Raw genomic sequence first — 15,328 nt, 5'->3', positions numbered from 1 at the left:
AGAGTAACTACACTGCACATCTTCCGCCTTGCTGGATGACAAAATTGCCAACTGCAGAACCAAATCTGAAACGTCAACAGAGCCTTGGGAGTCAAAGGGCCACCATTCAGGTAGCCCTTTGGGAGATAGGGGGATTAGAGTTGTCCGGTCGACTCAAACTGTTCCAGCTTGGTCAGGTAAGGGGTGATATCGCCAATATGCTCACTCACCCACTGCGGATTGTAATAGCTATCCAGATAGCGCTCACCGCTATCGCACAGCAGGGTCACCAATGAGCCAGTCTCTCCGTTTTTCTGCATCTCGCTGGCAAGCTGCAGAGCACCATAGAGATTGGTTCCGGTCGAGGGCCGACCTTACGTCCCATCCGCTTCTCCAGCCATAGGATGGTCGCAATGCTGGCGGCATCCTCTATGGTGCGCATCTGGTCAATCACCCCGGGGATAAAGCTCGGCTCTACCCGGGGACGACCGATTCCCTCGATCCGGCTCCCCTGCTCCAGGGTGAGGTCAGGATTAGCGGTTTTGTAATAGTCGTGGAACACCGAATTTTCAGGATCGACGACACAGAGTTGGGTCGGGTGGCGCTGATAGCGGATATAGCGGCCAATAGTTGCAGAAGTGCCGCCGGTTCCCGGGCTCATGACTATCCAGCTGGGAACAGGATAGCGCTCAAGTTTCATCTGCTCGAAGATGCTATTGGCGATGTTGTTATTGCCGCGCCAGTCGGTTGCCCGCTCGGCGAAGGTAAACTGGTCCATGTAGTGGCCGCCAAGCTCTTTCGCCAGCCTGCGCGATTCGGCATAGATTTCACAGCTGCGTTCAACAAAGTGAGCCTTGCCGCCAAAAAACTCGATCTGCTCAATCTTTTTGCGGGCGGTACTGCGTGGAACCACGGCAATAAATGGTAGTCCCAGCAGCCTGGCAAAATAGGCTTCAGAAACGGCGGTGCTGCCCGAAGAGGATTCGATCACCGGAGTATTCTGATCCAGCCAGCCATTGCACAGGGCGTAAAGAAACAGAGAGCGGGCCAGCCGGTGCTTGAGGCTACCGGTTGGGTGGGTACTCTCATCTTTGAGGTAGAGATCGATTTCCCTGAGCCAGGGAAGCTCCAGCTTGATTAGATGAGTATCCGCACTGCGTTGATAATCCGCTTCAATCTTGCAGATTGCCTGATTGATCCATTCCTGCTTGTTCATTGGAGCCACCTTTTAACCATTGCTTGATCTAAAGATTATCAAAAAAAGGACGAGAAAATCCTTGCTAAAAAGTGCCAGGGAACCGGGTGTTTTAGAAAATTATGCTGCAAATTTGTGATATTGAGAAAATAATTTCATAACCCTTATTTTAAGGGGATTTTATCACTATTTTGAGGGGGCAGGCTCTGTGGAGCTTAGCTGTCATCAGAGCCCGGGGGGAGTCGGTCATCAGGGTAAGCCTCAGCACCCTTGCCGGCTATCTTGATTTGGTGAGCAGGATCCCTCCCAGCAGTGGCAGCAGCATAAAGAGAGAGCTCGTCGAAATGAGATGTCCCGTCACCAGATCATCCAGGCACAGAGCCACGATTGGGAAGATCAGAAAGCAGATCGAAGCGGTAAAAGGGGTGGCGATCGCATTGAGCTTAAAGTATGCCACTATGCCACCCACTCCGGCGACCAGCCCCAGGTAGATCACAGCCAGCAAAGACTCGATGGAGATGTTGGCCAGCTGTGGATGCTCACTGAGGATTGAGACTCCCAGCAGGACCACGGAGGCGATGGCACAGGGCAGGGCGTTGTAAGTCAGCACCTCGACATCGGCACAATACTTTTTGACCTTCACATACATCAGCGAATGGAGTACCACGGCACCGGCCAGCGCGACAGTGCCAATCAGGTAGCTACTGCCATTGATATCCAGCTCGCTGATCAGGATGCTACACAGGCTGATCACCGCAATGGCAAGGCCGAATATCTGGATGGGTTTGAGCCGGGATCCCAGGAACAAACTGGAGGTGATCATCACACCGATCGGCATGGTGGCAAAAATGATCGCGGCCAGGCCGGAAGAGATATATTTTTCACCATAGATCATCAGCGAAAAAGGGATAGCGAAGTAAAACAGGGCGATGATTAGCATCCATTTTCGTTTACCCACTGGAAATAGCAGCGGCTGTTTCTGGTAGAGCGCCAGGGCGATGATCAGCGGGGCGGAGACACAGAACCTGAGTCCGGTTGCCAGGATCGGCGGAATGGTCTGAACGGCGATCGACATGGAGAGCCAGGTGGTTCCCCAAATCAGGCAAACCGAAAAAAACAGCAGGATCAGTAACTGATAGTGGCTCTTGGATCGCTCCGGGGTTCGACTGCTTGCTGTCTGGAGGACATGGGGGGTTGAGTGGCTAGTCTCTTACCTGTAACTCTCACTATTTGCTCCCTGTGCTTTGAGTTTCAAGGGGTTATTGACGGCTCCGGGGTTAAATATCACCACCCGGTAATGTAAAAAAATTTAGGTAAATGTTTTGCTTGGGTTACGGATTCTAGCAGGTGGGAAGGAGAAAAAAATTTCCATTTAGAGAGAAGGTTGGTTAATTTATAGAAAAAATTTCTATACGGGGTTGTTAAATTGAAAGAAATAACCGCTATTGATGAAATAGACCGAAAGTTATTAAGGTTATTACAGCAGGATGTCACCATCTCTCTGGCTCAGTTAGCTGATGCAGTCAATCTGACCACAACCCCCTGTTGGAAGCGTCTGAAGCGACTCGAAGAGCAGGGAGTTCTGCGCAAACGGGTCGCCTTGCTCGATGCCGAGGCATTGGGGCTGGCCTTTACCGCCTTTGTGCAACTTAAAACCAGTGATCACTCTGAGGCCTGGTATCGCCGTCTTGCCGATAGCCTTGAGATCTTTCCTGAGGTGATGGAGATCTATCGAATGGCCGGTGAGTGTGACTATATGCTTAAGGTCCAGGTGTCTGATATGAGTGCCTTCGATAACTTTTACAAGCGCCTGGTCAACACCCTGGATGGGTTAACTGATGTCACCTCCTCATTTGCGATGGAGCAACTCAAATACACAACCGCCCTGCCGCTCTGATTGCTCAGCCAGCTCCGGCTGGCGCAAAGGCCGATCCCCGGGGCCAAAAAACCGCCTAATATACAGATAGGCGTTTGGCTATTGGGTGGTCATGGATGAGTCTTAAGCTAGCTTCTCTGTTTGCGGGCCTGTTGGCCCTTGCCATGTTACCTGGATGTGATGATCCTTCGACTCCTCGCTCTGTGTCAGATGAGGTGCTAAGCGGCTTTTATCCTCAGGTGATCACGCTTCGCGAGGTGGCGGACTCCTCCCTGAAGGAGCTTATCGATGAACAGCTGCTGTTTGTCGATAAGCAGGGAAAACACTGGATCGCTCCCAAAGGGACGCTGACCGATGGGGCATCGGTCCCCCGGCTGGCCCTGTGGATGACAGATGGACGTTTTGCTAAAAACCTTCTCAAGGCGGCGGTGGTGCATGATGCCTATAGCCAGTCAGATAATGCCTCCCGCACCCCCGGACAGTACCAAAGCCAGCCCTGGAAGCGGGTACACCGGATGTTTTACGAGGCGCTCATCGCGGGAGGAACTTCGGTCTCCCAGGCTAAACTGATGTTTGCGGCGGTCTGGTTGGGAGGGCCCCGATGGAATGATGCCGGAAACAGTCTTGACGGGGTATCCGATGAGGCACTTCGGGCCGAATTTAAGGTATGTAAGGAGTGGATCCAGGCGAAAGACCCGGATCGCCAAAAAATTGAGCAGTGGATGGAGAGAAGAGAGCCGCAATTGCGAGCCTTGAGCCAATAAGTTAAGAGCGAGATTGCGCTGAACCTGGAGGGGCTTGGCAGATTTATACCCATGAGTGGTGGAGGCTTCCATGCCCATGATGCTCTGAGATTGAGCTGAAATGTTTAATCCTGCTTTAGAGCTTTTTCCATCATCTTCCCACCCATATCGATGGATGCCCTTCTGCCAACAAAATGTTTTCCAATAAAAGCCATGAGCTTATTCTTGGCTCCCGGAATGATCACCGCTTTTTTGCCCAGCCCCTTGAGGGCAATTTGCGCAACTTTTTTGGCAGACATGAGATCAAGTGGGACTTTTGATAAATCAAAGCTCTCCTGGACTCCATCTACCATCGGGGTATCTGTTGGCCCGGGAGTGAGAACGGATATATCGATACCTTTTTTCTGAAGTTCCCAGCGCAGGGACATCCCAAGGTTCAGGACATAAGATTTAGTGGCTGCATAGTTGGAGAAATAAGGAGCGGGCATCAGGCCGTAAAGACTGGAAACCAGCAGAATCCCCCGCGCTCTCGCTGGCTCATTTGCTGAGCATAGTAGTGGGTTAATGTAAACAGAGAAGTCACGTTAAGCTGGATCATGGCAAGCTCGGTATTCTGATCCATCTCAGTCATGGTCCCATGGGTTTCCATCCCGGCACAGGCAACAAAAAGCCCAACGTTTAAGTTTTCGCTCGCGATGATAACCCTTTGGTTATCTTCCTGATGAGAGAGATCGGCCTGAACCGTTTGAACCTCTACTCCATATGCTTCCTGGAGCTGCCTGGCCTTGTTATCCAGCCTTTGTTCGTTTCTGGAAACAAGTAGTAAGTTAAGGCCCTGCTGCGCAATTTGGCTTGCGATTTCTGAACCAATTCCGGAAGTTGCTCCGGTGACCACCGCCCACTCGCCATATTTCTCGCGGAATGTGTGTTTCATCACTTTCTCCTCTTGCCAGTAAATTGTAATAAATGTTGTTACAGTTTGTCTCAGAAAAATGCTTTGTACCTTCGGCTTGCCAAGGGTGTCAGATCATTTAATCTGCTTTATCACATCAGCTAATTTAATCTTATCCAGCGTGCTTTTTACCTGGCCTGCCAATTCGTCTGATACCTGGCCTAATATGCCCTTGATGGAGCAGCTTACCGGGCAGGGCTGGAACTCCTCATTGGCATGGATTGCAAAGAGCTGAACCTCTTCCAGAGCCAGATAAATATCCTTGAGGCTGATTGCATCAGGAGCTCTTGTGAGCTCAAATCCACCATGTTTACCAGGAATGGAGTGGACCAGCCCTGCCTTTACGAGTTTACTGACAACTCTGCGGACTATAACCGGATTGGTGTTGATACTGGTTGCCAGAACCTCTGAAGTCACCTGCCTGTCAAGAAAGCCAAGCACTGCCATCGAGTGAACCGCAACTGAAAAGTTTGTATTTGCTGCCATCATTTTCCTCTTTAAACTAAGTGTAACAGTTTTTGTTACTTTATTTCTATTAATTTATCGGAGTCGCTCAAGAGGTACTCTGCATGACGTTATCTAATACTTTCATACTTTGTTTAAAGTAAGGATTATAGGTTAATCGCGCGTGATACTTACCTGGCTCCTGATAACCAAAGGCGGAGAACCATATTTTTCCAGGAGAAGAGTAACGGTAAGACTGACCATTGTTGTAGATGATTTCACTTCCATGGATGCCATAGCTGGGATTTGTGGGGGAAAATAGTAGTCCCATATGAGATCCATTAGAGATTCTGAGCCTTGATAGTTTCATGCTCAAATGAATGGCACGTTGATCGGTGGGCTGGCTTTCGCCCTGTAATATGAGCCTGCTGTGTGGATTGGTCATGACTCTGGTGAATTGTTGCATGACATAATTTGTATCGATCAGACTATCGGATTCACTCATCATAGCGAAGACAGGCTTGGCGTATTGGGCATGCTCAAGTTTGGCACGTACGATCTGTGATGTCTTGTAATAGGTCGCGGCCCCTGACATGGGAAGAGAATTATAGCGAAGGTAGTTATCTTCCGGATCTTGATCCGCCCAGGTGACAAAATAGCTGGCTAGCTTTGCATATTTTACTGCGACCGAACGAGGCTGGAATGCCGGAGAGAAGAGCAGTAATCCGGCGACATCAGGATCTTTGAGTGCCTGAGTTGTGACCAGATTTGCCCCGGTAGAGTAGCCCCCAAGCCAGACTGAACTGTATTGTTGTTTGAGCAAGCCGGAGTGATGGGCAACAACCGCTTGCCAGTCTTTGGCGGTGGAAAGCATCAGATCTGCAGGCTTGCTGCCATGGCCCGGTAGCAATAGGGTTCGGACCAGGTACCCTGCTGTGCCAGATGCTGAGCAATATCGATAAATGAATAGGGTGAATCCCCCAGGCCATGAACCAGCAGTACCGCACCTCCATTCGGGTGTACTGGCTTATATTCTCTTGGGGAGTTGGCGTTAAGCTCTTTATTGATATCCTGGCTGATGAAAGCTCGGTTGTTTAAGAGCCAGGCTCGAGTTTCCCGGACGTATTGAGCAAATGTAGGCTGATCGTAGTCGGGTAAGTGATGAGAGGGCATTTGTGTGCGATCCGTCCCACTACTTGGGCTTGCGTATCCTAATATGCCTAAGGTAATGCCTGTGACTGTGACTAAAATACCGGCAACTAACTTTGTCATAGATCACCTATTCATTCATCATCCAATTAAGATCGGGAGCATACAACTCATCAACCACTATCAGTAACAATATTTGTTACTGATAGTGGTTGTCAACCTTATTGACTAAAAATCATCCGGTACAGGAGGGAGTTGTCTGATAAAGGAGCTTAAGCCCGGTGCCATCATTCCAATAATTTTCCCGGTGTGCTGCTCCGCGGACGGCATTGGGATGCAGCAATTCCCTGCAGAAAATGTGGTCGAACGATTGACGCGATTGGTGGATGATAGCTGGGCCACTTTCTTGTGATGGGAGCTTACCTTGAAAGATAGATACCCACTCTTTGATAGCCACTTTCATATCATAGACCCCAGTTTTCCCCTGATTGCCAACCAGGGCTACCTGCCTGAGCCTTATCGCTGCGCGGATTACCTTAGGCAAACATCTGGCTATAGCCTTTGTGGAGGCGCGGTGGTGTCGGGTTCCTTTCAGGGGTTCGATCAAACCTATCTGCTGGACGCCCTGGATCATTTGGGGGATGACTTTGTGGGGGTCACTCAACTTCCGGTCACGGTGACGGACGATGAGATTTTCTTGCTTCATCAGGCTGGGATCAGGGCGGTTCGCTTTAATTTAAGGCGTGGTGGATCGGAAGAAATCGTTCATCTCAGGAGCTTTGCCAGGCGGATATTTGAGCTGGTGGGTTGGCATGTTGAGCTTTATGTTGACTCAAGGGAGCTGGAGTCTCTCTATCAAACTCTGATCACCCTCCCCAGGGTGAGTGTGGATCATCTGGGCTTGAGCAGGGATGGTTTTAACTGCCTGCTGCGTTTGGCGGAACGCGGGGTTCGGGTCAAGGCGACCGGCTTTAGCCGGGGCGATCTCGATATCAAAAATGCCCTTCGGATGCTCCATGAAGTCAATCCGAATGCCCTGATGTTTGGCACCGATCTTCCTTGTACCCGTGCCCCCAGATCTTACAGCGACGAGGATTTTTATCTGGTGGTTGAGACACTGGGGGAGGAGGCCGCCGCGGCGATCTTCCATCTCAATGCCCTCCAGTGGTACCGGCCCGGACAAAGACCTCACTCAGGGTGAAAAATAAACAAATTGCCGGTGAGCTCTCATTGCGCTCTTTAAGAAGATTAACAACTTGACAACATCCGGCGGCCTGGGGTCTAGTGGTATCAGTTTATCTGGCAGACAGGAGAGCGCCCCATGTACATCAGCAGAGTTTTAGAATCGAAAGGAAATCAGGTTCAGACTGTTCCCCGGATATGACGGTATTTGAGTCCCTGAAGATGATGGCCGATAAAAATATTGGCTCGGTGATCGTCATCGATGGGGGAGAGATGGTTGGGATCTTTTCCGAGAGAGACTATGCCCGCAAAGGGATCCTGCATGGGCGGCTCTCCAAGGAGACGCCTGTCTCTGAGCTGATGCGTACCGAGGTCTGTTACGTCGAGCCCAGGACCAGCCTCCAGGAGTGTATGGCGTTGATGACTGACAAGTGTGTGCGTCACATGCCGGTGGTTGAGAATAAGCACCTGGTTGGTGTGGTCAGTATCGGAGATGTGATCAAGCAGATCATCTCTGAGCAGACATTTACCATCAAGGAGCTCGAAAAATATATCACCGGTGGCATCGATCTCGATTACAAACCCTGAAGGGAGTTCCGGGAAAAGTTTTGGCGATCTCTGGTCAAGAATTCGTTTGTTTTGGATTAATGGCTCAATTGGGATCTGGTATGGCTTACAAGCTCTGTTTGCAAGGAAAAGGGGATGGCACGGGATCATCAGCAGCGTCTAGACGAGGCCCTGAGCCGGCCGGTTAAATTTTTCCTGTTTGATATCGATCACAACCTGACCGATGAGCGAGGGCGGGTTCCAGAGAGCGCCATTGAGAAGATCGCCGCTCTGGTGGCTGAGCATGGTGTAGGTGTGGGACTGGTGAGTGGTCGCCCGGAGCTGTCGACCCTTGAGGATGGACCGGATATCACCCAGGTTATCCGTCAGCTTCAGCAACACCTGAGTGAGGAGCAGCAGCAAAAGCTGGTGATCTTCCCCGAGTATGCCGGGTATGGTCGGGAGGTTGGCTCGAAGAGGCTCCATGATTATGGATTCATGGGCCTATTTGAAAAGAGCCTGCCTCTGTTACTTGAGATGATCGAGGACAACAGGGATGATCAGTTTGATTTTTTAGAGATCAAGAAAACCAGCCTCTCGATCTGGCTCAAGCCCCCTTTTCATCGGCGAGATACAGTGGATCGTCAGGTCGAGTCCTATCGCCAGGCGATGAGCAAGATACCCCTATGCTCACAGCTGATGGTGATTAACGGGGCCAATCGCACCATTGACATACTGCCAAGGGCAGTGAATAAACAAAGGGCTATCGCCGAGACTGCAGCCATCTACAGGATCTCAGTCGATACGATCGCAACCTCTGACGATCAGGGGGCAAAGGATGATGCTGGCCATGCCTTTACCGATCATGCCCTGGGGTTTGCGACCCGAGACTTTGACCCCGAAAGTGTCCGGCAGATCTCAACCCGGCTGTGTATAAATCAAACCGGTCTTGAAGCCAATCTGAGTTTATTGGAACGTCTGCAGTTTACCGCCCTTGAGTCATAATCAAGAAAGGTAGCTGTTTGTGTCTGGCTGTGGTTTGGCCAGTGAACGCAGCCGGGATGAGGGAGCCTATCCGGGTTTTTCATGAGCTGTATGCGACTGCTGTGGGTACTCATGGTATGTGTGTTGGCAGGATGTGTGTTCCTGCCCAGAACCGCCGCGCCACCCAAAGAGTACCGCAGCTGTGAGATGGCGATGCCCCGCTGGGAGCTGAGTTATAACCAGGCCGAGACCCTGTATATCTGTCAGGGGAGCGGTGAAGAGGCCGCCCTGTGTCTGCTGGCCTTTGGCGTAGTGATCCCGGCGGGCAGTTTTATCATCTCCGGCAGTGTGGTGCTGATTGGCAATACCGCCCATTGGCTGGAGTATCAGGGGCGCTGTGAGCAAGGGATAGTGCAACGTTCGGCATCCCTGTTCACGGGAACCGCTCCTTTGCAACAGCGCTCTGAGCCGCCGAGGCTTCCTGCCGCTGAAAAACCTCAACCCAAAGAGGAATCAAAATGAATCAGGAAAAATTTCCGGTCAATGCACATCAACTCTATCATGCGCATGTTTACTATAATAAAGCGACCCTGGCCCAGGCGACCTCCCTGTGTGAGGAGGCTAAAATCAGGTTCGGCGCCGAGATGGGACGACTGCATAAAAAGCGGGTTGGGCCTCATCCTCATTGGAGCTGTCAGCTTGCCTTTGATTCCGGGCAGTTTGCGGGCCTCATCTCCTGGCTGGAGGCCCATCGCCAGGGGCTGAGTATTCTGGTGCATGGGGTCACCGGCGATGATCTCAAAGATCACACCGAGCATGCCTATTGGCTGGGGGAGAGTAGTCCTCTGAATCTGGCGCTGTTTGGAGGCTAAGGACCGGTTATATCAGCTGCAATCCGGCCCCGAGCTGGCACAGTGGAGGCGGTTAAACCGCCTCCAGCCGCGCATATTGCAGCACCAGCCACTTGGTGCCTTCACGCTCAAATCGCACCTGAACCCGGGTCTTACCACCGCTGCCCTCGAAGTTGAGTATGGTGCCCTCACCGAACTTGGGATGCATCACCTGCTGGCCCAGGTTAAAGCCACTGTCTGGGCTATCCATCGCCATCTTGGGGCTATAGGCCTGTTTGCTAAAGCCGGATGGGGCATAGCCCGAGGAGCTTGGGCGGCGCACCTGTGTCTTGAGGCGTACCGGCTCGGCAAACTCGCTCGGCAGCTCCTTGAGAAAGCGGCTGGGGCGGGCATACTGTTCCCGGCCATAGATCCGCCGGTTCTCGGCATGACACAGGTAGAGTTTCTCCATGGCACGGGTCATTCCCACGTAGCACAGGCGGCGCTCCTCTTCGAGGCGAGCAAAATCTTCGGCAGAGCTCTGGCTGGGGAACATCCCCTCCTCGACCCCGGTGATAAACACCAGCGGGAACTCCAGCCCCTTGGCCGAGTGCAAAGTCATCAGCTGTACCGCATCCTCAAACTCATCGGCCTGTTGCTCACCCGCCTCCAGGGCGGCGTGGCTAAGAAAGGCTGCCAGCGGGCTCATCTCGCTATCGGTTTCGTATTGAGAGAGATACTCGCGACAGGCGGTCACCAGCTCCTCAAGGTTTTCGACCCGGGCCTTGGCCTTCTCACCCTTCTCGGCCAGGTACATCGCCTTGAGGCCCGACTGCCAGATCACCTGGTCCACCTGCTCATGCAGCGGCAGTTCGCTATTTTGCTGCTCCAGGTCGCTCACCAGCTGGATGAAGCCGCCGATACAGGATGCCGCTCTTCCCTTGAGGGACTGGCGATCCAGCAGAGTCAGGGCTGCCTGCCACAGCGAGCACCCTTCATCCCGGGCGCAATCACGCACCAGCGACAGGCTCTTATCGCCGATGCCCCGGGTCGGGGTGTTGACCACTCGTTCAAAGGCGGCATCGTCGTTGCGGTTTTGGATGAGGCGCAGATAGGCCAGGGCATCCTTGATCTCCTGGCGCTCAAAAAAGCGCAGGCCACCATAGATGCGATAGGGCAGGGAGGCTTGCAGCAGCGCTTCCTCCAGTACCCGTGACTGGGCGTTGTTGCGATACAGCATGGCGCAGTCGCTCAACGGGCGCCCCTTGAGGTGAGCGCTCTTGATCTGATCAACCACAAAGCGTGCCTCATCGGTCTCGTTAAATGCGGTATAGACTGAGATCGCCTCCCCCTGCTCCGCCTCGCTCCACAGCTCCTTACCCAGGCGCTCCTTGTTGTTGGCGATCAGCGCATTGGCGGCCTTGAGTATGGTGTTGGTGGAGCGGTAATTCTGCTCCAGGCGGATGGTCTTCACATCGTGAAAATCATCAATGAAGCGCTGAATATTCTCCACCTCGGCGCCACGCCAGCCATAGATCGACTGATCGTCATCGCCGACAATCATCACGGAAAGCTCATCTCCGGCCAGCATCCGCAGCCAGGCATACTGGATGCGGTTGGTGTCCTGGAACTCATCGATCAGTATGTGGCTGAAGCGTTCGCGGTAGTGCTGCAGCAACTCGGGGTGATTGAGCCACAGCTCGTGGGCCCGTAGCAGCAGCTCGGCAAAGTCCACCAGTCCGGCGCGGTCGCACTGCTCCTGATATGCCTGATACACTTTGAGCCAGGTCTGTTCCACCGGGTTACCATAGGGCTGGATGTGCGCCGGTCTGAGGCCCTCATCCTTCTTACGGTTGATGTAGTGTTGGATCTGCTTGGGGGGCCACTTCTTTTCATCCAGGTTCATCGCTTTGAGCAGGCGACGCAGGATCCGGTACTGATCGTCTGAATCGAGGATCTGAAACGCCTCCGGCAGTCCGGCTTCCTGGTAGTGAGCCCTCAGCAATCGGTGAGCGATGCCATGGAAAGTCCCGAGCCACATCCCCAGGTGATGGCCTCCGAGCAGCTGATCAACCCGGCCGCGGATCTCTTTGGCGGCCTTATTGGTAAAGGTTACGGCCATGATGGAGAAGGAGGAACTCTGGCCGGTCTCCAGCAGCCAGGCGATGCGGTGAACCAGGACCCGGGTCTTGCCACTCCCGGCACCAGCCAGCACCAGTTGGTTTTGCTCTGTGGCTGTGACAGCTTGTTTCTGCGGGGGGTTTAGACCCTGAGTCAGGATTGATTCACTCATGTACTGTTCCGAAATGGCGATGGGCTCGCCATTATAACAGCACTCGGAGATCCTCTAAATCACTGATCTCAAGATCGGGCAGGGTGGTGAGCTGTGGGCTGGGGCGACCCGCTAAATTCAGCCAGCCACTGAGGTAGCCAGCCCTTCGAGCCCCCTCGACATCGGTGAGCGGATGATCGCCGATATGCAGGATCTGTGAGGGTTCCAATTTGAGCTCATCCGCAAGCTGCTCAAAGAGATCGGGCTCGGGCTTCATCCGAAGGCCTCTGCCCGCCTGAACCACATGGCTGAAACAGCCCTGCAGCACGGTTTTCTCCAGCGGCAGGTTGCCATTGGTCAGGGCAGCCAGTGGCCAGCGTTCCCCAAGAGCCTTGAGAAGCGAGAGGGTGGCGGGGGAGACCTGGATCCTGGCGCGCTCTTCTAAGAAGCCACTGAGGATCAGATCGGCGCTTTGGCGGGCATCGGCTGCCGGGACGCCATGGCGGGTCAGTCCCCACTCGACCAGGCGATGGCGACAGGCACTGGGATCGTCGGCCAGGGCCGGGATTAGTTTCAGCAGCTCGGATTTGAGAGTGCGCCAGTGAGATAGCCCAAGCTCAGCCACCTGGCAGTGGCGTGCCTGCAGGTTGCTAACCATCCACTGCTCCGCCCGGGCGATCACCGGCCGGTTATCATACAGGGTGTCGTCGAGGTCGAAGCTTATTGCAGCTATCTCGCCAATGTTTCGAATGAAGCGCATCATTTCTTATTCCGCTTGGCTCTTGGGTGTGCATCATCATAGATGCGGGCCAGGTGCTGAAAATCCAGATGAGTATAGATCTGGGTGGTCGAGAGATCCGCATGCCCCAACAGCTCCTGCACAGCTCTCAGATCGCCGCTGGACTCGAGAATATGGGTCGCAAAGGAGTGGCGCAACTTGTGAGGATGGATATGGCTTGAGACCCCCTGCTGCATTCCCCAGTGCTGCAATCTGTGCTGCACGCTGCGTGCGGAGATCCGCCGCTTGTGCTTGCTGACAAACAGAGCCTCTTCTCCGGGAGGGGCAAACTGGCCGCGCACCTTGAGCCAGTGTTGTAGCCATTGTTTGGCCACTTTTCCCATCGGCAGCTGGCGCTGTTTGTTGCCCTTGCCCAGCACCCTGAGCTCACAGCTGCGCAGGTTGATATCGCCAAGGTTTAGCCCCACCAGCTCCGACAGGCGCAGTCCCGAGGAGTAGATGAGCTCCATCATGGCGCGATCGCGAATCGCCATCGGATCATCGTCATCAAGATCCAGCAGCTGGGCCACCTCATCCACATCCATATTCTTGGGTAGCACCTTTTTCTGGCGGGGTGCAGAAATCGACTTGGCCGGGTTTGACTCCAGAACCCCCTGCTGCAGCAGGTAGTCTAAAAAGCTGCGCAGAGCGGAAAGGCGTGCCGCCAGGGTGCGCTGACCGGCGCCCCGGCGATGTAACTCGCTGGTGGCTTGGCGCACATCGGCGCTGGTCAGCTCCTGCCAGTGTGTCAGTCCCATCTCATCAAATTCGCTGGCAAACTGCAGCAGGTGACGCCGGTAGTTGCTCAGGGTGTGGGGGCTGAGCTGGCGCTCAACCCGAAGAAACTCGATAAAGGCCCCTAGCTGATCCCCGAGGCTCTCGGGGAGTGGATTAATCTTGCTCACAGTGGCTTATCATCTCCGGCAGGATGACGGCGATCATCCGGCACAACAACTCCAGCAGCATGGGATCCATCCCCGGGGTGTAGTGGCTGGCGTCGGCACTGCTAAAGGCCAGTATGCCCAGCTGTGCATGTTCGCCAATCGCCACCAGGGCCACCGAGTTGACCAGGGCATAATCACCGAACAGTTGCTGCTTCTCGGCCTGACTGATCCGGCCAAAGTAGCAGCCCTCGCCGCCAAGCCGGTGCATCTGCAGTTTCTTGAAGGCTCGAAGGTCGATGTGATGGTTGCTGTCAAACTCCTGGGGATGAACCGCCGGGTTGAGCAGCAGGCGAAAGGCGCTGATATGGCGCTGCTTGAGAAAGCTCTGCTCGATCAGCTCCTGGAGATCGGCCAGGGTCTTACAGTCATGTAGCTCCACATAGAGATCGGCATAGATCCTAAATAGCTGTTCGTTGTAGCTGGCGGCGGTGAGCAGGCCGGTGATCTCCTCCTGTTGCTCGGCAATCCGCTCCCTGAGCTTGCCAAGCTGCAGCTCGGTCAACGAGATCACGCCCCGCTCGGGATGATCCAGTTTGAGCGAGCCCAGCAGCTGGGGGTGGCGCAAAAAAAAGTCCGGATTTTCACTCAGGTAGTGAACGATAGCCTCTTCACTCATAGCTGTATCTGCCCATCGTAAACATGCTCGGCGGGCCCTGTCATATACAGGGGAGAGTCGCCACCCTTCCAGTTGATGGTCAGCTTACCACCCGGGAGAGTGACCTCCACCTGGCTGGCGAGCTTTTGCTGATAGATACCCACGGCGACCGCAGCACAGGCGCCGCTGCCACAGGCGCGGGTCTCACCGACACCCCGTTCAAAAACCCGCAGCGAGATCGCATCCCGAGTGTGGATCTGCATAAAGCCCACATTGACCCGATCCGGGAAGCGCTCGTGGCGCTCCATCAGCGGGCCCAGCGTTTCCACCTGGGCCTCGGCGATTGTATCGGTTTCGATGACACAGTGGGGGTTACCCATGGAGACCACACCACACATCACGGTATGACCATCGGCGCGTAGCAGGTAGTTCTTCTCGCTCTGGCGCGCCCGAAACGGGATCTTGGAGGGCTCGAAGTCGGGCACCCCCATGTTGACCGCCACCAGGTTGTTTTTTTCAAGCTTGAGCTTGACCTGGCCACCGCGACAGCTGGCGGTGATCTGCTGCTTATTGGTCAGGCCCTTCATCTGCACAAAACGTGCAACACAGCGGGCTCCGTTGCCACACTGCTCGACTTCGCTGCCGTCGGAGTTAAAGATCCGGTAGTGGAAGTCGAGATCCGGGTCATAGGGGGGCTCGATGAGGATCAGCTGATCAAATCCAACTCCAAGATGACGATCCGCCAGCCGGCGGATCAGATCCTTGTTAAAAAATGCCTTCTGGGTGACACAGTCAACCATCATGAAGTCATTCCCCAGTCCATGCATTTTGGAGAAATGAACCAGCATTGATACTCCTT

General features: G+C 53.9%; 20 protein-coding genes. 7 read left to right on the top strand and 13 right to left on the bottom strand.

Features of this window, described 5'->3' with window-relative positions; genetic code table 11:
• Positions 1–134: 134 nt before the first annotated feature.
• The 3 genes from DB847_RS26475 to DB847_RS22485 all read right to left on the bottom strand — a co-directional run bounded on the left by DB847_RS26475 (position 135) and on the right by DB847_RS22485 (position 2,249).
• On the bottom strand, positions 135–269 hold the full coding sequence (locus tag DB847_RS26475) for a hypothetical protein (RefSeq protein ID WP_325049111.1): 135 nt from the start codon (positions 267–269) through the stop codon (positions 135–137).
• Positions 266–1,195 carry a PLP-dependent cysteine synthase family protein gene (locus tag DB847_RS22490; protein WP_325049110.1) on the bottom strand — a complete coding sequence of 310 codons (930 nt, stop codon included), beginning with the start codon at positions 1,193–1,195 and terminating at the stop codon, positions 266–268. Before DB847_RS22490 ends, DB847_RS26475 begins: the two co-directional genes overlap by 4 nt.
• Positions 1,196–1,451: 256 nt before the next feature.
• Positions 1,452–2,249 carry a DMT family transporter gene (locus DB847_RS22485; protein ID WP_199911666.1) on the bottom strand — a complete coding sequence of 266 codons (798 nt, stop codon included), beginning with the start codon at positions 2,247–2,249 and terminating at the stop codon, positions 1,452–1,454.
• Positions 2,250–2,600: 351 nt separating this feature from the next.
• Between DB847_RS22485 and DB847_RS22480 the strand changes: the two genes are divergently transcribed.
• Both DB847_RS22480 and DB847_RS22475 read left to right on the top strand, forming a co-directional pair.
• A complete protein-coding gene (locus DB847_RS22480) occupies positions 2,601–3,071 on the top strand; it encodes an Lrp/AsnC family transcriptional regulator (RefSeq protein ID WP_325049109.1) in 471 nt (156 codons plus the stop codon).
• A 95-nt stretch (positions 3,072–3,166) separates the two neighbouring features.
• Positions 3,167–3,814 carry a DUF1353 domain-containing protein gene (locus DB847_RS22475; protein WP_108652668.1) on the top strand — a complete coding sequence of 216 codons (648 nt, stop codon included), beginning with the start codon at positions 3,167–3,169 and terminating at the stop codon, positions 3,812–3,814.
• Positions 3,815–3,918: 104 nt separating this feature from the next.
• On the opposite strand, the gene DB847_RS26245 is transcribed toward DB847_RS22475, so the two are convergent.
• From DB847_RS26245 to DB847_RS25240, 5 genes are all read right to left on the bottom strand, one after another.
• Positions 3,919–4,281 carry an SDR family NAD(P)-dependent oxidoreductase gene (locus DB847_RS26245; protein WP_108652667.1) on the bottom strand — a complete coding sequence of 121 codons (363 nt, stop codon included), beginning with the start codon at positions 4,279–4,281 and terminating at the stop codon, positions 3,919–3,921.
• Positions 4,281–4,727: an SDR family NAD(P)-dependent oxidoreductase gene (locus tag DB847_RS26240; RefSeq protein ID WP_108652666.1), complete on the bottom strand. Its 447-nt coding sequence runs from the start codon at positions 4,725–4,727 to the stop codon at positions 4,281–4,283. The genes DB847_RS26245 and DB847_RS26240 overlap by 1 nt, the downstream gene beginning before the upstream one ends.
• A gap of 93 nt (positions 4,728–4,820) precedes the next feature.
• Entirely contained in the window at positions 4,821–5,231 is a 411-nt protein-coding gene (locus tag DB847_RS22460) for an RrF2 family transcriptional regulator (protein ID WP_159084801.1), read from the bottom strand.
• 67 nt (positions 5,232–5,298) lie between these two features.
• Positions 5,299–6,099 (bottom strand): alpha/beta hydrolase, encoded by an 801-nt coding sequence (locus DB847_RS22455; RefSeq protein WP_325049108.1) that lies wholly within the window; start codon positions 6,097–6,099, stop codon positions 5,299–5,301.
• Positions 6,063–6,362, bottom strand: coding sequence for a hypothetical protein (locus DB847_RS25240; RefSeq protein ID WP_199911664.1), 300 nt, complete (start codon positions 6,360–6,362; stop codon positions 6,063–6,065). Before DB847_RS25240 ends, DB847_RS22455 begins: the two co-directional genes overlap by 37 nt.
• 400 nt (positions 6,363–6,762) lie before the next feature.
• Between DB847_RS25240 and DB847_RS22450 the strand changes: the two genes are divergently transcribed.
• The 5 genes from DB847_RS22450 (at position 6,763) to DB847_RS22430 (ending at position 9,922) form a co-directional block, all read left to right on the top strand.
• Positions 6,763–7,539 carry an amidohydrolase family protein gene (locus DB847_RS22450; protein ID WP_108652664.1) on the top strand — a complete coding sequence of 259 codons (777 nt, stop codon included), beginning with the start codon at positions 6,763–6,765 and terminating at the stop codon, positions 7,537–7,539.
• A 179-nt stretch (positions 7,540–7,718) separates the two neighbouring features.
• Complete coding sequence (locus DB847_RS22445; RefSeq protein ID WP_108652663.1) at positions 7,719–8,108, top strand: CBS domain-containing protein; 390 nt, start codon at positions 7,719–7,721, stop codon at positions 8,106–8,108.
• Positions 8,109–8,222: 114 nt separating this feature from the next.
• Positions 8,223–9,071, top strand: a complete 849-nt coding sequence (locus DB847_RS22440; RefSeq protein ID WP_108652662.1) for an HAD family hydrolase — start codon at positions 8,223–8,225, stop codon at positions 9,069–9,071.
• A 90-nt stretch (positions 9,072–9,161) separates the two neighbouring features.
• On the top strand, positions 9,162–9,572 hold the full coding sequence (locus tag DB847_RS22435) for a hypothetical protein (RefSeq protein WP_108652661.1): 411 nt from the start codon (positions 9,162–9,164) through the stop codon (positions 9,570–9,572).
• Positions 9,569–9,922, top strand: coding sequence for a DOPA 4,5-dioxygenase family protein (locus DB847_RS22430; RefSeq protein ID WP_108652660.1), 354 nt, complete (start codon positions 9,569–9,571; stop codon positions 9,920–9,922). Before DB847_RS22435 ends, DB847_RS22430 begins: the two co-directional genes overlap by 4 nt.
• 52 nt (positions 9,923–9,974) lie before the next feature.
• Here the strand turns inward: DB847_RS22430 and uvrD are convergent, their stop codons facing one another.
• Genes uvrD through dapF form a run of 5 tightly spaced genes read right to left on the bottom strand, consistent with a single transcriptional unit; the run spans position 9,975 to position 15,317 of the window.
• The gene (gene uvrD / locus DB847_RS22425; protein WP_108652659.1) at positions 9,975–12,173 is read right to left on the bottom strand and encodes a DNA helicase II; all 2,199 of its coding nucleotides are present in this window, start codon (positions 12,171–12,173) and stop codon (positions 9,975–9,977) included.
• Positions 12,174–12,204: 31 nt separating this feature from the next.
• Positions 12,205–12,915, bottom strand: coding sequence for an HAD-IA family hydrolase (locus DB847_RS22420; protein WP_108652658.1), 711 nt, complete (start codon positions 12,913–12,915; stop codon positions 12,205–12,207).
• Positions 12,912–13,835 carry a tyrosine recombinase XerC gene (gene xerC / locus DB847_RS22415; RefSeq protein WP_199911663.1) on the bottom strand — a complete coding sequence of 308 codons (924 nt, stop codon included), beginning with the start codon at positions 13,833–13,835 and terminating at the stop codon, positions 12,912–12,914. Before xerC ends, DB847_RS22420 begins: the two co-directional genes overlap by 4 nt.
• On the bottom strand, positions 13,822–14,490 hold the full coding sequence (locus tag DB847_RS22410) for a DUF484 family protein (protein WP_108652657.1): 669 nt from the start codon (positions 14,488–14,490) through the stop codon (positions 13,822–13,824). The genes xerC and DB847_RS22410 overlap by 14 nt, the downstream gene beginning before the upstream one ends.
• Positions 14,487–15,317, bottom strand: coding sequence for a diaminopimelate epimerase (dapF, locus tag DB847_RS22405; RefSeq protein ID WP_159084800.1), 831 nt, complete (start codon positions 15,315–15,317; stop codon positions 14,487–14,489). Before dapF ends, DB847_RS22410 begins: the two co-directional genes overlap by 4 nt.
• Positions 15,318–15,328 lie beyond the last annotated feature (11 nt).

This window comes from Dongshaea marina, from assembly GCF_003072645.1.
Classification (GTDB): Bacteria; Pseudomonadota; Gammaproteobacteria; order Enterobacterales; family Aeromonadaceae; genus Dongshaea; species Dongshaea marina.
The sequence above is the reverse complement of the archived record's forward strand: the minus strand, read 5'-3'. Positions and strand labels throughout refer to the sequence as shown.

Coding starts and splice junctions, on each gene's coding strand:
- DB847_RS26240 (WP_108652666.1), bottom strand. CDS start 4,727: ATGAAACACACATTCCGCGAGAAATATGGCGAGTGGGCGGTGGTCACC.
- DB847_RS25240 (WP_199911664.1), bottom strand. CDS start 6,362: ATGCCCTCTCATCACTTACCCGACTACGATCAGCCTACATTTGCTCAA.
- DB847_RS22435 (WP_108652661.1), top strand. CDS start 9,162: ATGCGACTGCTGTGGGTACTCATGGTATGTGTGTTGGCAGGATGTGTG.
- uvrD (WP_108652659.1), bottom strand. CDS start 12,173: ATGAGTGAATCAATCCTGACTCAGGGTCTAAACCCCCCGCAGAAACAA.
- DB847_RS22430 (WP_108652660.1), top strand. CDS start 9,569: ATGAATCAGGAAAAATTTCCGGTCAATGCACATCAACTCTATCATGCG.
- DB847_RS22445 (WP_108652663.1), top strand. CDS start 7,719: ATGACGGTATTTGAGTCCCTGAAGATGATGGCCGATAAAAATATTGGC.
- DB847_RS22490 (WP_325049110.1), bottom strand. CDS start 1,195: ATGAACAAGCAGGAATGGATCAATCAGGCAATCTGCAAGATTGAAGCG.
- DB847_RS22410 (WP_108652657.1), bottom strand. CDS start 14,490: ATGAGTGAAGAGGCTATCGTTCACTACCTGAGTGAAAATCCGGACTTT.
- DB847_RS22460 (WP_159084801.1), bottom strand. CDS start 5,231: ATGGCAGCAAATACAAACTTTTCAGTTGCGGTTCACTCGATGGCAGTG.
- DB847_RS22420 (WP_108652658.1), bottom strand. CDS start 12,915: ATGATGCGCTTCATTCGAAACATTGGCGAGATAGCTGCAATAAGCTTC.
- dapF (WP_159084800.1), bottom strand. CDS start 15,317: ATGCTGGTTCATTTCTCCAAAATGCATGGACTGGGGAATGACTTCATG.
- DB847_RS22475 (WP_108652668.1), top strand. CDS start 3,167: ATGAGTCTTAAGCTAGCTTCTCTGTTTGCGGGCCTGTTGGCCCTTGCC.
- DB847_RS26245 (WP_108652667.1), bottom strand. CDS start 4,281: ATGCCCGCTCCTTATTTCTCCAACTATGCAGCCACTAAATCTTATGTC.
- DB847_RS22440 (WP_108652662.1), top strand. CDS start 8,223: ATGGCACGGGATCATCAGCAGCGTCTAGACGAGGCCCTGAGCCGGCCG.
- DB847_RS22485 (WP_199911666.1), bottom strand. CDS start 2,249: ATGTCGATCGCCGTTCAGACCATTCCGCCGATCCTGGCAACCGGACTC.